Source organism: Butyrivibrio sp. XBB1001 (genome assembly GCF_000424505.1).
Lineage (GTDB): Bacteria > Bacillota > Clostridia > Lachnospirales > Lachnospiraceae > Butyrivibrio.
In genome coordinates this window covers 63,066-77,478 of record NZ_AUKA01000016.1, presented here as the reverse complement: position 1 = coordinate 77,478, position 14,413 = coordinate 63,066, and the positions used below count along the sequence as shown (strand labels likewise).

The following is a 14,413-nucleotide window of genomic DNA, read 5'->3' as shown; positions in this document are numbered from 1 at the left end:
CTATACTTACATCGGATTTTATGAAGTAGACTTTGTCAAGTTAAAGGAGACAATAATGGAATTTAAACAGGAATTAGAGACCGGTACCTTTAAGGTTATTGGTAATACAGAAACATCACTCAAGATAAGAGAAGTTGCTGAGAAATGCAGACTGGTCAAGTCAGACAACGGTGTCAAGGTTGAACTTGCGTATACAGGCCCTAACGCCAGCAAATATATGCAGTACGTTGAGAAACACAAGGAAGAGCTCACCAAGTATCTCATGAATCCTGATGAGTCAGATCTATACGAATGGATGGAGACTTCACATCAGACAGCTCTTACTCTTAAGAAACACGAAAAAGAAAAGCTCATCCTCTACGTTAGCTTTGATCCTGAAACAAGGGGAATGCTCACAGGTATTGCTGATGAGAACGTAACTCTCAAGCTTGGTGCTCCACTTATGGAGATCAACATTGACGAACTTACACGTGATGAGTTTAAGTTAAAGATCTATAACATGCTTCTTTTGGCAGATGAAATTGCTGTACTTATGGGCAATGCAGATCTTCGCAAGATGTCTAACATACAGATTGTTAAGACATACCTCGCTGAGATTTACGACAAGTTCCATGAGAATCCATGAGTCTAATAATATTTGAATTTTGAAAGGCTACCGCTTTTGCGATAGCCTTTTTCTTTTTCTCTATTATTCCTTGGCAACAAATAATGTTCCAACTTTCTTTTTCTCTATAATGTCATATAACATTTCAGGCTTTTTACCATTGGTTATAAGAACATCTATGCCCTTGCTGGTGGCATATTCTGCAGCCTCAAGCTTAGTTATCATTCCGCCAGTTCCTCTGTTAGAACCAGATCCTGAAGCGACAGATTTAAGCTCATCTGTTATATCTTCCACACGGCTAATAAGCTGGGCGTCAGGATTGGTCTGAGGATTTCCATCATAAAGGCCGTCAATATCTGAAAAGATAACTAGTTTACTAGCCCCGCAAAATGCCGCAACATAAGCAGATAGCATATCATTGTCGGAAAAGAGCTTTTTCTCCGATTCAATCTCTGCGTGGCTAACAGAGTCATTTTCATTGACTATAGGAATAATGTGATTTTCTAAAAGCGCATCAAATGTATTCTTGAGATTCCGGCTGCGGACAGGATCAGCTATATCTTCATTATCAAGAAGTATCTGTCCCACCATCCTGTTATATTCTCCAAATAGTTTATCATAAAGATGCATGAGTTCAGTTTGTCCCACAGCTGCTGCAGCCTGTTTCATCCTGATTTCTTTGGGCTTTTGGGCAAGTCTCATTTTATTAGCACCTACGGCTATTGCTCCAGATGAAACAAGTACCAGATCATAGCCCTTATTCTCAACACCTGAAATAGCACGGCATAAATGATCAATAGCTCTTATATCTATATTTCCACTTTCATTAGTAATTGTAGAGGTTCCAACCTTAACAACTATCCTCTTCTTGCTCACATCCATGAGTTCAGCCCTCACTTTTCCACTTTAATTTGATAAATTAAACTATATTAAAGTTTATATCCTATTATCACAAGATGCAAGCCTTAATAGATTATTAGATAGCAAAAGAGCTTATAGATTGCAATTCTGCATCCTACAAGCTCTTCTAAGAGTGGATTAGGCGGGAGTCGAACCCGCGTCCAAAAACTCATCCCCTGTCCTTCTACTATCGTAGTCAATTATTCTGGAATTCTACATTCCTGTTCCCTCATAGCCCCGGAAATTGACAACCAAAACTAATCGGTAGCTTCATGATACGACCATAACCGCAAAGCTTAAGCTATGTCGTTTCCTACAAAGTTTGACGCCAGTTACCAGATGTGTAGGTGCACCTGGGCTGACGGGCTGCACTTAGGCAGCGAGTGCTAAATTATCGTTAGCGTTTAATTTTAATTTGAGGTTTGACGCACCGTCCTACGGATAGCTTCTCCAGCTTCAAAATCCCTGTCGAAACCTTTACTAACCCTTATTAAGTTGTACTGCTCTATGATTATATCGACTTCCAAGCAGATAATCAATAGCCTATTGGTTAAAAAATCCCTCCTCTTGGCATTTTACCAAGAGGAGGGAACTCATCTTTTTAGTTAGCGATTCTCAGTCTTTAAAGAACTTCATGTCTTCATTGAGCTTTTCTGCGATATCCTTAAGAGCATTAGCAGATCCAGCAAGAGTAGTAACTGTAGCTGAAAGTTCTTGCATTGAAGCTCCAGTCTCTTCTGAAGAAGCTGCATTTTCTTCCGAAATAGCTGATAGAGCGCTCATAGTGTCAACAACAGCATTCTTGGAGCTGTCACAGGTCTCAGCCCCTTCAGATATGAGCTGTACGCCGCCAACAGTGCTTCCAATATCTTCAAGCATTCCATTAACCGCATCGAGAGTTTCACCAAGAGCAATCTGCTGATCATTGTTGCCCTGCTTGACATCTTCTGCAGCCTGAACTGCTGCTTCACTCTGTTCAAGAAGTGACTCCATTTCTTTCTTGATATCATCAGCCATGGCCTTTGAATCTTCTGCAAGCTTACCAATTTCTTCTGCAACAACTGCAAATCCCTTGCCGGCTTCACCAGCTCTTGCAGCCTCAATACTTGCATTAAGAGAAAGGAGGTTGGTCTGTGTAGCTATAGATGTAATGCCCTCAACCTTTTCGTTGATATTATTAACAGCAGTCTGTGTAGCTCCGATGGTTCTGGAGATATCTTCAATCTTGGCTGTCATCTCTGTAGAAGAATCCTGTAGAGAAGCAAGGGATTTACTTGAAATCTCAGATGCTTCTTTCATCTTCTGAGCAATACCAGAAAGGTCATCAGTTGAATTCTGAACGTTTACTACTGCATCGCCAATTCTTCCAACGTTTTCTGATGCGCTCTGAATTTCATCAGCCTGCTGAGTAGCTCCAGAAGCAATTTCCTGAACTGCATTAGAAACATCTTCTGCTGTCTGTGAAATCTGATTTGCCATATCAGAAAGCTCTTCAGATGAGCTTCCTACGCTCTTTGCAGATTCTTTTATATTGTTAACAATACCACCAAGAGTATCAATAACTGAATTTGTTGATTTCGAAATAGCTCCAAGCTCGTCCTTGCGGGCATCAAACTTTTCAACCTTTAAAAATCTACCATCAGCAAGAGCTGTAAAGGTTTCATTAAGAGCTTTGATTGGTTCTGTAAAGCTCTTTGCCATCATAAATGAGATAACAATGGCAATGACTACAAGGATAATACCTACAACTATAACTATCATAGCCGCCTGTCTTGCTGAATCCATAATTGACTCAGCGCTCTGTGCAGTAACAACTACAAAACCTGATTTCGGTTCTTTTACATATGCCATGTAGTTTGTTCCAAACTTGGAAGCATTTTTATAAAATCCTTTTTCCTGGCCTGATGTATAAAACTCTGAAGTTGAAACGTCTACTTCATCATGGACACCTTCTGCAATTTCATACTGGGAATGAGCTGCAACCATACCGGTTCTATCAACTACAAAGGCATTTTCAGCCTGTGAAGCAAGTAGCTCATGTAAATTTCCAAGATCATAATTTCTATGTACGATACCAATAATCTGGCCGTTAAACTTAACAGGTACAGCAAAAGTAATCATTCTACGTCCAGTTGTTTTACTGACTGTAATATTAGAAATAAAGGTATTGCCTTTAATAGCCTCCTGGAAATATTCTCTCTCTGCAACACTTACAAAGTCGCCTGTTCCTCTTGCTATCTGCATACCAGTTGCATCAGTCACCGCAGTATTCTGACCATCATTCATAACCAGGTCATACTGATAAAGAGTTTGCTGAACTGCATCATAAGGAATGCCCGCTTCCCCCACAGCATACTGAACTACCGTAGGGTTCGTAGCAATGGCATTAATAGTGTTCAGGTTTGTCTCTAAGGTCTTATCAAACATACTCTCAATGTATCTGGCCTGCCATTCCTGAGACGCCTGTGCATCCTTAAGTGCCTTGCTGGTAGATGTGTTATAGCTGACTATTATAGCTACAAGAAGAGGTACTACCGCAACAAGAAGCATTATGCCAATAAGTTTTGTCTTAATGCTGTCCTTAAAAGCTATCTGTGCACTGTTGTTTCCATTACCTTCACTTATTTTTTTAGCCATCGTAAGCCTCCGCATAAAAAAATTATCGTATTATCAGTAATTTTTATGTTTTATATTATATCGCTTACAATGGCTAATTATAATGTTAGTGTGCAATCTTTAATAATAATTTAATTTATCTAAGACTTACTTTATAATCTCTAAGTGCTTCTCTCTGCTGATCTTTTTTGGCCATATCAGCGCGCTTGTCATAGAGCTTTTTACCTTTTGCAAGACCTACTTCAACTTTTACTCTGCCATTTTTAAAGTACACTTCGAGCGGAACAAGTGTATAACCCTGAACCATTTTCTGCTGTTCAAGCTTTCTTATCTCCGCCTTGTGCAAAAGAAGCTTCTTTACCCTAAGAGGATCCTTATTAAAAATATTACCTTTTTCATAAGGACTTACATTCATGCCCATAATAAAAGCTTCGCCCTTATCAATGCTGATCCAGGCCTCTTTTATTGAGCATTTACCCTGACGAATAGACTTAACTTCAGTTCCAAAGAGCTCTATACCAGCCTCGTATTTCTCTTCGATAAAGTAATCATGATATGCTTTTTTATTATTCGCTACTAACTTTCTAGCCTTATCTTCTGCCATTTTATATAGCCCCTAAACTTTTCTGTAGTATTGGTATTTCTATTATTTCCTGCGCTTACCCTTGCCCTGAGCACTTCTTGCAGCCTTACTGGTAGCAGACTTCTTGTACTTGTGAACCTTGTAGACCTTACGTCCTGATGGGGACTTATCTTTCTCAGACTTATCCCTATCAGCCTTGTCCTTGGCTCTTTTCCTGCCGCCAATTGCCTTGCCAGTTGCAGGCGAATGTTTCTTACCTCTATGTTTGGGCTGAAGATCTCCTGTTATAGGATCAGGCTCATACTGGCTAAGGTCAATCATCTCCCCATTGTATTCTACAAGACGTCCTTCTTGCTCCTTTTTCTTACTCTTCTTGCCCTTATCCTTTTTATTTTCAAGCTTCTTTTCTTTCTTGCTCTTGCCCTTTATGCCAAAGCTCTCTTCTTTATGTGGCACATATGATCCGTCAGCATCATCAGCTTCATCTTTGGATCTCTCAATGACCTTCCTGATCTTATTAGCTCTATTTTCTGCAACCTTCCTTGCCTCTGAATAGACTACAAAATCGTCAGGATCATAGCCATACTCATCTAAAGAGTCCTCAGATTCATTCTCATCTACAATTCTAAAGTCTATTGTTCTGGTTATCCTGTCTGCTCCTAAGACCTTTATCATAACCTTCTGTCCAAGGCAGTATTCCTTGTGGGTACTCTCACCTACAAGCTTCATATGATCCTCATCATATACATAGAAATCATCGTTCATAGAAGCTGCTCTGATCATACCTTCGCAGGAATTTTCAAGCTCAACAAACAGTCCCCAGGCTGTAACTCCTGACACAATGCCTTCAAAGCGCTCACCAATATGGTTTTCCATATACTGAGCCTTCTTGAGCTTGTCTGTTTCTCTCTCAGCTTCTTCTGCTCTTCTCTCAGTTTCAGAGGAGTGCTTGGCAACTTCATCAAGAATCTCTTCATAGTGAGCTGCCTTCTCAGCATTCATTCTACCCCTTAAATGATCCTTTATGATTCTGTGGATCTGAAGGTCAGGATATCTTCTGATAGGAGAAGTAAAATGACAGTAATAGTCAAATGCAAGGCCAAAATGTCCCGTGCACTCTGTGCTATACTTGGCCTGCATCATACTGCGAAGTGTCATTCTACAGATAACAGGCTCTTCCTTGCTTCCCTCTACTTCCTTAAGAAGTTTCTGGATCTCTTTAGGCCTTACACCGTCATCTCTCTTGACTCTGATATGATGTCCAAGACCAGATACAAAAGCTGACAAAGTGCCAATCTTCTCAGGATCAGGCTGTTCATGGATACGATATACAAAAGGACTTTGCATGTAATAAAAATGCTCAGCGACTGTTTCATTTGCTGCCAGCATAAAGTCCTCAATAAGCTTAGTTGCTGTATTTCTCTGGCGAGGCTGTATGTCTATAGGATTTCCAGCCTCATCAAGTATTATCTTGGTCTCAGGGAAATCAAAGTCTATTGCTCCCTTATCTTCTCTTTTCTTTCGTAAAAGAGCTGACAAAGCCGCCATATCTTTAAACATGGGAACGAGCGCTTCGTACTTCTCACACTCTTCCGGATCTTCATCCTCTAATATCTTGGCCACAGATGTATAGGACATGCGCTCATCTACATTGATCACGGATTCAACAATATTGTGATCAACAAGTGCTCCGCTCTTATCAAAAGTCATAAGGCAGCTAAGAGCAAGCCTGTCCTCTCCGTGATTAAGGGAACATATTCCGTTTGAAAGCCTGTGTGGCAGCATAGGGATAACTCGGTCCACCAGATAAACAGATGTGCCTCTTTTAAGAGCTTCTCTGTCAAGAGCAGAATTCTCCTGAACATAGTTTGTTACATCTGCAATATGTACTCCTAAATGATATAGTCCCTTTTCATCTATAGAAAGACTTACAGCATCATCAAGGTCCTTGGCATCTTCGCCATCAATTGTAACCATTTGTAGACCGCGAAGATCCTCTCTTCCGTACATATCAGCCTCTGAAATCTGGTCAGGACACCTGTTTGCCTGATTCATAACTCTTTCAGGGAACTCACTTGGTATATCATAGCCCTTTACAATTGACATGATATCAACGCCAGGATCATTGATATTTCCAATTACCTCTTTTACCTTGCCTTCAGGTTTCTTCCTCTCAAGAGCATTACCATAATCGGTGATCTTAACAACTACCTTATCACCTGTAACAGCCTTGCCATGATGCTCGATTGGGATAAAAATATCACTTCCAAGTCTTCCATTATCTGGAATGACAAAGCCAAAATTTTTCTCGCCCTGATATGTTCCAACAACTTCATCCATACCTCTTACAAGGATGTTTCTGATGCGGCCTTCTGTTCGCTTGCCTGTAGATTCAGGCAATAGTTCCACCTCTACAGTATCAGAATGAAATGCTCCGTGAACATACTCTTCAGGAATAAAAATATCCTCTTCCCTTCCCTCGACCTCTACAAAGCCAAAGCCTCTGGCATTAGCAATAAATGTGCCAACTACCATTTCTCTATTATTCTTTTTGCCTAAAAAGCTTTCATTCATACGCTTAAGGCTCTTACCTTTACTCATAAAACCTCACTTATTACTAAAGAAAAAGAAAGGCACTCACTACGGAGTGCCTTAAAATCTAAACAGATTCAAATAAACAGATTAAAGAATGTTCATATTAAGAACGATAGCAACAACTACAAACAAAACTGAAAGAACGATTGTTACCTTCTTAAGAACGCCTTCTCTTGAACGGCCCTTGTTCTTGCCCCAATATGTATTCTCAACTGTTCCCTGGATAGCTCCAAGTCCCTGATTCTTGCCCTCCTGAGCAAGTACAAGAACTACGAGAGCGGCACAAACCAGCATAAATACTACACCAACAACATAACTTAAAACGCTCACTTAGTATAACCTCCCAAAACACATATAGTATTGTTTCTTAATGCAAATTGCGAATTACAAGCAACTACTACAATACCACATTTACGCATCAAAAGTCAATTCATAAAAGCCGATAATGCGTGAATTTAAAGCTATTTCTAAAAGTTTTATTTCTTGATAAGAAGTGACTTACCAGTCATCTCAGCTGGCTGCTCCTCACCCATGCACTCAATAAGTGTAGGAATGATGTCTGCAAGGCATCCGCCCTCCTTAAGAGTGTAAGCAGGATCATAGTTAACAAGGATAAATGGAACAGGGTTTGTTGTATGAGCTGTCCAAGGCTCTCCTGTCTCATAATCGATCATCATATCAGCGTTTCCGTGGTCAGCGCAGATGAACATTGTTCCGTTCTGAGCCTTAACAGCATCAACAACCTTGCCAACGCACTCGTCAACAACCTCGATAGCCTGAACAGCTGCAGGAATAACACCTGTGTGTCCAACCATATCAGGGTTAGCAAAGTTAGCGATTATTACGTCATACTCCTGAGAGTTGATAGCGTTAACGATCTTCTCGCAAACCTCTGGAGCACTCATCTGAGGCTTAAGGTCGTATGTAGCAACATCCTTAGGGCTGTTTACAAGTACTCTGTCCTCGCCCTCGTTTGGCTGCTCAACACCACCGTTAAAGAAGAATGTAACGTGAGCATATTTCTCTGTCTCAGCGATTCTTGCCTGCTTCATACCCTTAGCTGCAAGCCACTCACCAAAGGTGTTGTTAAGAAGAACCTTCTTGAAGGCAACCTCTTTGTTAGGAATAAGTGGATCATAGTCTGTAAAGCAAACATAAGTAACGTCTGGTCTTGCACCTCTGTTAAACTTATCAAACTCATCATCACAGAAGCAATGTGTGATCTCTCTTGCTCTGTCAGGACGGAAGTTATAGAAAATGATTGAATCTCCATCCTTGATTGTTGCTACAGGAGCACCATTCTTCATGATAACTGTAGGAACAACGAACTCATCAGTCTTGCCATTCTTGTAGCTGTCAACCATGCACTGATGTGCTGAATCAGCCTTGTTGCCCTCACCATTTCTAAGTGCATTGTAAGCAATCTCAACACGGTCATAGTTGTTATCTCTGTCCATAGCATAGTAACGGCCAGAAATTGAAGCGATGGCACCAACGCCAAGTTCCTTCATCTTGTCCTCAAGCTGCTGAACAAAATCAATTCCGCTCTCTGGAGGAGTATCTCTACCATCAAGGAAGCAGTGAACAAATACCTTATCAAGGCCATTCTTCTTGGCAAGCTCTAAAAGGCCATAGATATGTGTAATGTGGCTGTGAACACCACCGTCAGATACAAGGCCATAAAGGTGAAGAGCTGAATTCTTCTCTTTGCAGTTATTGATTGCAGCAAGAAGTCCCTCGTTTGTAAAGAAATCTCCATCCTCGATAGACTTTGTAATTCTTGTAAGTTCCTGGTATACAATACGGCCAGCGCCCATGTTCATATGTCCAACCTCTGAGTTACCCATCTGTCCATCAGGAAGACCAACTGCAAGTCCTGAAGCGTATCCCTTAACAAATGGATAATCCTTCATAAGTCCATCCATTACAGGAGTCTTAGCCATAGCAATAGCATTTCCCTCTGGGTTATCATTAAGTCCATATCCATCAAGAATCAAAAGAACTGTTGGTTTAGAACCTCTCATTATATATATCCTCCATTTTCTGTTCAGAGCATATCCTGCTCTGGTTAAATAACTATTATTAAAATGAACTTTCGTCCTTGCATAGTATATCTCAATAGCTAGGGGTATGACAAGCATTTAACAAAAAGTTAATTTATTCAAGAAGATAGCCTCTGATTTCAAAGCTTCTGATATCCATCTCGCCATTTTCTGTAAACCCGAAGATGTTTACTTTGGTAAGCACCAGTGTTTTCCCATTTTTTGTGGTGATTTTCTTCTGGATAACCTTTTCTTTTTCTGTCTGAGCTACATTTTTCTTTTCATACTCTTTAAGAGTATCTATTATGTCGCAAAAATCAACGTAATCTACAGGTTCTGACTCATCATCCCTAAGATATATAGGGATATTATCAATATCAGTGATTCCAGCCCAGTCAGAGAGATCAGTTTCAACGATGCTAAGCCTCTTATAGCCTGTAACATCTATACTGTTCATATCATTGTATACGTTTATGTAGGTTCTCTCTGCATCATCGTGATTATCATTATTTGTAAGGTCGCTCATCTGATCTTTAGACAGCTTGTTATCAATAAATAGCCTTCCCGAAAAGCCGCCCTCTCTATCAAGTACCTTATAGGCTTCATGGGCATCTTTCTTAATAGCATCTGACGTATTACTGCCCTGTTCAAGATAAGCTATGATTTTCCCCTTTTGAGACATTGTAACAGCGCTGTAGACATTTATCCCTGGCATAAAAAGAACTATAAAAGCCCCTGCGATCACTATAAAAATAAGAGTATAAATGTAGTCTTTTTTCCTGATGAATCTAAGAGTATAAATTACAAAATATATAATTTCAAAAACTATTACAACGATTCCAAAGTATCTGCTGGAAGTAAGGCCATAATCCCTAACTCGCATATGCAGGCACATTATCTGAAGAATAATAAATGGGATAAAAAGAAATGGCAATATGGAAATAGCTCTTTTTATCCCTTCATCGCAACATCCAAAGGCCATTGTCCAGGCAAAAAGGCCGCAGACAAAAAGCGCTGTAAGTATTGGAAATACTTCGTTTGATGGAAATGTCCATGTAACAAAAATCTTTATGATATAAACATAAATGATAACAAAAGCAGCTGCGATTATTCCGGTAAATATGTAGGATAAAACAATTCTTCCAAACTTGGAGATTTCTCCTTCTGTTTTAGAAAGCCCCACAACCGCGCATGGAAACTCGACAAGTCCAAGTAAAAGTATTTCTACTCTAAGTGTCAGGTCCATAAAAAAAGTATCAAAGATAAGGGTATCGAAAGCCCATATTATCAAAAGGACTCCAAGAGCGATAATTCCATACACAAGCTCTGCTTTCATAAATCCGCAAAAAGCCTTGGCAACGTAAGTTTCAGAGCATTCCCCGCTTCTTTTGTAAAAGAAATATATAGTAAGTCCAATTACTGCAATCCCAACAAAGAACAGAATATTTCTGGACAGATCAAGAATTACATCTTCATAGCCAACTTTAAAAAAGCTTTCAGGTATATATTCATCGAGAATTCTAAACTGAAGGGCTGAAAGAAAAGTTGTTGCAATGATCACAATTCTTAAGCCCAGTACTTTTTTAGATTTGGGATCGTAAGAAGAATCAGTATCCTTCTTGTATAGATGAATGGACTCGCATAACAATAGTCCAAAAGAGACAGAAAAAAGAAGCCATTCTATGGTTTTCAAAAAATCGAAGATGGAATAAAGCACGTCACCAGTTGGATTGTCCCCTGCTGTAATTGCCCATAGGATCATTGACAGCATAAATGCCCCAAACGAATATCTGTGCTCATTAACCACTTCTTTAAAAATGCTTTTAATTTTCCCCAAAAACTTCATACACATTTTCCTCCATGTTTTAGGATCAGATCAGGTCATCCCCATTGACCACTTCATTCTTGGGATCATAATCGCTTGGATTAACATGGATCATCACATGTTTAACGTTACTGAAATTCTGCTCAACTCCATCATGAACCGTTTCTGCTATCTCGTGAGCTTCAATCAGGGAGATATTACGATCAACAGATATTTCAAGATCAACATATATCCTGTTTCCAAACTGTCTGGTATGTAAAAGATCTATGCCTACAACTCCAGGTTGCCTTACAATAAACTCCCTTACATCGTTCTCAAAGTCAGTGCTGCATGATGTATCAAGCATTTTATCTATAGCTTCCTTGATGATATCAAGAGCAACTTTTAAAATAAGAACGCAGATGATAAGACTGGCAATTGGATCCATAATTGGAAAACCAAGTTTTGCCATGCCGATACCGATAAATGATCCGACAGATGAAATGGCATCAGATCTGTGATGCCAGGCATCAGCTTTAAATGCGGCAGAATCAAGTCTTTTGGCATAGAACATGGTATACCAGAACATCGCCTCTTTTACCACGATAGAAACTACCGCTGCTATTAATGGTAACAATGTAGGAACCACAAGCGTTGCACGTTCAAAGAGTATCTTTCTGACTCCGCTATAACCAATTCCAAAACCAGTACCAGCAAGAATAAGTCCAAGAGCCAGAGAAGCAACGCATTCAAGCCTCTCATGGCCATATGGATGAAGCTCGTCCTCTTTTCTCTGGGCAAGCTTAACTCCCACATATGCAATTAAAGTCGCAAATACATCTGACAAAGAATGAACAGCATCAGACACCATGGCGCCTGATCTTCCAAAGATACCTGCAAATAGCTTAAATGCAGCAAGTAGAACATTTCCTAAGATTCCCACACGGGATAATTTACTTACAATCTTTTGATTTTCCATGATATACCCCCAATAATAAGCTTATAGCCCATAATATGGCAATTATCTGTCATCAAAATTCACAGGAAATAAGTAACGTGCCGTCCTTTACAGTAACAACAGCCTCTTCATCTATTATAAACTCATTGCTGACTCCAAGAGGAAAATCGCTTCTAAGTTCCCCATCTTCAAGAGTGTACATAAGGCCCTTTAGTGTCACGCCCCTTGACACCTCGGACAGTGAAAAGACAGATAGATACCCTGTATTACCACGGTTGAAGTTTATGGTCTCATTTTCAGCTATCATGAGCATTTTCCCTGAGTCAAAAATATAGCCCTTGCCGCCATTATGCTTAACAAATAAAAGAGTTTGTATATTGGCCATAGTATGGTCAAATCTCTTTCCCCCAAGAGCTCCATAAAAATAAAACTTCCTATAGCCCTTGGAAAGCCCTATCTTAACAGCTTTAATCGTATCCGTATCATCTTTTCTTACATCAAGCTTAACAATCCTGTCAGGGTCATTTTCTGCTATTTCCTGAATACTTCTCATGAGTGTTGGACCAGCCTCAGAAGCAGAGTCAAAATCTCCAACAATAAGATCAGGAAGTATCCCCATCTGCTGGGCATACATAAAGCCTGCATCACAGGCAATCACAAAGTCTTCTTCGTTTATAGAAATCTCAAGCGGTGTAAAAGAGCCTGCTGAGATAATTATGCATTTTGGTTCACTCATAAATCCCTCGTAGTAATAAAAGAACTAGTACATTCGTCTTGCAAATATACTAGTCCTATTATAGCACTTATGCTTTTATTCTTGATTCAATAGTATCAATATCCATTACATACTCATTGTCTCCGCCCCAGTCACCAATGATAGTCTCATCAGTTTCACCATTTTCATCAGTGATCTCTGTGCAGAGTCTGTAATTCATCTTGGCAACCTTGGTATTCTTGCCAGAGTTTGTATAACTCTTAAGGTAAGTTACTGAATACTTAGTATGAGGATAAGGATTACCATTTACGCTTTCTGGTTCATAAGAGATTGAGCATCTCTGAACCCCATCATCCTCAAAGTAATTGGCCCAAAGAGTGATAACGCCCTTAGTCTGGGGATTTTCTTCAAAGTTTAAGAATCTGTAGCTGAACTTACCATCATTTCTGTTTAAAATAATGGCTTCCCTGCTGATAGCAACATAGGTTGTATTCTCCTGTGGAGTTTCAATATTGTTAAGAAAAACATCCCGGAGAGTCAGATACTTCTCAGAAACTACGAAATCTCTAAGTTCATCAACATTTCCAACATCAAGCTGAGTGAAAATGTCAGCAAATATCTCCTGTACTCCCTCTGCATTTACAAGGCAGGCAATCGCAGAATCTATTTCATCGTTTGTAGCGACCGCTTCTCTTACTCTTTCTAAAATAGCCTTATACGAAACAGCATCTTCGTAATTTATGGTAAAAGAATCAGCTACAGGAATCGCATATTTAAGTATAAGAGCCTTTAGTTCTTCAGATGGTGTATTTTCATATACAGTTATCATACGCCTTAGAAGATCAGAATATTTGGCAAAAGAGCATCCATTCTCATCTCCATTTCTAAACAGGCCATTTGGATCATTTGTATATGCACTAAAGCATCTGTCATAGGCAGCCGATAAAAGTTCAATAGCATCTGCATTAGTGTTATCCTGCTCAAGAACTTCCATAACAGAAAGCACTGTATCTATGTTACCCTCTCCCTTGTTCATGGAATTAACTGCATCATTCATAATGACAGTCAGATAATTGCCAAGAAGAGCTTCATTTTCAGTATTCTGCCAGCCATCATACAAAACTTTCTTGGCTGATTCTGTATCATCAATACTAAGGTATGCACTAGCCATATTGTTGTAAGCTGTAACTGAGCCCGAATCTATTTCAATAGCCTCAGAATAGGAGTTTATTGCAGCGTCATATTCTGCATTCTCTGAATATCTGTTTCCCGCTGCTATAGCCTTACTGACCTTAACAAATGGAAGGCTGGAATATACTACATAGATTGCTACAACACCAATTACTACTGCGCCAGAAAGAGCTGCAATCATCCTGATATTAAATTTCTTATTAGAGCGTCTTCTGCGTTTACCAGATGACACCTTGATTGTCTTATCTTTACTTCTGTAACCCATATTAAAACAAATATCCCTTATTATCTTGTTTCTACTACTTGTTGCCCCACACAACACATGAAAAAGTATATCATAAAGCCTTTGATTTATCTAGGCTAGTACAAAGAAAAAATCACCACGCCAGATATTAAAAATCCGCG

The 14,413-nt window shown here is 39.6% G+C and carries 10 protein-coding genes, 1 other RNA gene and 1 pseudogene; 1 reads left to right on the top strand and 11 read right to left on the bottom strand.

Annotated elements, in window-relative coordinates:
- The first annotated feature begins 55 nt into the window (after positions 1-55).
- Positions 56-625 (top strand): hypothetical protein, encoded by a 570-nt coding sequence (locus G631_RS0112995; protein ID WP_026489825.1) that lies wholly within the window; start codon positions 56-58, stop codon positions 623-625.
- 63 nt (positions 626-688) lie between these two features.
- On the opposite strand, the gene proB is transcribed toward G631_RS0112995, so the two are convergent.
- The 11 genes and pseudogenes from proB to G631_RS0112945 form a co-directional block, all read right to left on the bottom strand.
- Complete coding sequence (proB, locus tag G631_RS0112990) at positions 689-1,486, bottom strand: glutamate 5-kinase (protein ID WP_026489824.1); 798 nt, start codon at positions 1,484-1,486, stop codon at positions 689-691.
- A 149-nt stretch (positions 1,487-1,635) separates the two neighbouring features.
- Positions 1,636-1,991: a transfer-messenger RNA gene (gene ssrA / locus G631_RS20750) on the bottom strand.
- A 128-nt stretch (positions 1,992-2,119) separates the two neighbouring features.
- The gene (locus G631_RS0112985) at positions 2,120-4,141 is read right to left on the bottom strand and encodes a methyl-accepting chemotaxis protein (protein ID WP_026489823.1); all 2,022 of its coding nucleotides are present in this window, start codon (positions 4,139-4,141) and stop codon (positions 2,120-2,122) included.
- Positions 4,142-4,256: 115 nt separating this feature from the next.
- Positions 4,257-4,724, bottom strand: coding sequence for an SsrA-binding protein SmpB (smpB, locus tag G631_RS0112980; RefSeq protein WP_026489822.1), 468 nt, complete (start codon positions 4,722-4,724; stop codon positions 4,257-4,259).
- A 576-nt stretch (positions 4,725-5,300) separates the two neighbouring features.
- Positions 5,301-7,304 (bottom strand): annotated as a pseudogene (gene rnr / locus G631_RS19200) (ribonuclease R); the annotation flags it as partial.
- An 81-nt stretch (positions 7,305-7,385) separates the two neighbouring features.
- Positions 7,386-7,628, bottom strand: coding sequence for a preprotein translocase subunit SecG (secG, locus tag G631_RS0112970; RefSeq protein WP_026489821.1), 243 nt, complete (start codon positions 7,626-7,628; stop codon positions 7,386-7,388).
- Between the two features lie 146 nt (positions 7,629-7,774).
- On the bottom strand, positions 7,775-9,322 hold the full coding sequence (gene gpmI / locus G631_RS0112965; protein ID WP_026489820.1) for a 2,3-bisphosphoglycerate-independent phosphoglycerate mutase: 1,548 nt from the start codon (positions 9,320-9,322) through the stop codon (positions 7,775-7,777).
- Between the two features lie 133 nt (positions 9,323-9,455).
- Positions 9,456-11,186, bottom strand: a complete 1,731-nt coding sequence (locus G631_RS0112960) for a DUF4153 domain-containing protein (RefSeq protein WP_026489819.1) — start codon at positions 11,184-11,186, stop codon at positions 9,456-9,458.
- A 25-nt stretch (positions 11,187-11,211) separates the two neighbouring features.
- Positions 11,212-12,123 (bottom strand): cation diffusion facilitator family transporter, encoded by a 912-nt coding sequence (locus G631_RS19195; protein ID WP_051197234.1) that lies wholly within the window; start codon positions 12,121-12,123, stop codon positions 11,212-11,214.
- A 52-nt stretch (positions 12,124-12,175) separates the two neighbouring features.
- A complete protein-coding gene (locus G631_RS19190) occupies positions 12,176-12,838 on the bottom strand; it encodes a thiamine diphosphokinase (protein WP_051197232.1) in 663 nt (220 codons plus the stop codon).
- A gap of 67 nt (positions 12,839-12,905) precedes the next feature.
- Complete coding sequence (locus G631_RS0112945) at positions 12,906-14,273, bottom strand: tetratricopeptide repeat protein (protein ID WP_026489818.1); 1,368 nt, start codon at positions 14,271-14,273, stop codon at positions 12,906-12,908.
- Between the last annotated feature and the right edge of the window lie 140 nt (positions 14,274-14,413).

Bases quoted from the DNA above. Each gene is read 5' to 3' on its own strand.
- G631_RS0112995 (WP_026489825.1), top strand. From the start codon at position 56: ATGGAATTTAAACAGGAATTAGAGACCGGTACCTTTAAGGTTATTGGT.
- proB (WP_026489824.1), bottom strand. From the start codon at position 1,486: ATGGATGTGAGCAAGAAGAGGATAGTTGTTAAGGTTGGAACCTCTACA.
- G631_RS0112985 (WP_026489823.1), bottom strand. From the start codon at position 4,141: ATGGCTAAAAAAATAAGTGAAGGTAATGGAAACAACAGTGCACAGATA.
- smpB (WP_026489822.1), bottom strand. From the start codon at position 4,724: ATGGCAGAAGATAAGGCTAGAAAGTTAGTAGCGAATAATAAAAAAGCA.
- gpmI (WP_026489820.1), bottom strand. From the start codon at position 9,322: ATGAGAGGTTCTAAACCAACAGTTCTTTTGATTCTTGATGGATATGGA.
- G631_RS0112960 (WP_026489819.1), bottom strand. From the start codon at position 11,186: ATGAAGTTTTTGGGGAAAATTAAAAGCATTTTTAAAGAAGTGGTTAAT.
- G631_RS19195 (WP_051197234.1), bottom strand. From the start codon at position 12,123: ATGGAAAATCAAAAGATTGTAAGTAAATTATCCCGTGTGGGAATCTTA.
- G631_RS19190 (WP_051197232.1), bottom strand. From the start codon at position 12,838: ATGAGTGAACCAAAATGCATAATTATCTCAGCAGGCTCTTTTACACCG.
- G631_RS0112945 (WP_026489818.1), bottom strand. From the start codon at position 14,273: ATGGGTTACAGAAGTAAAGATAAGACAATCAAGGTGTCATCTGGTAAA.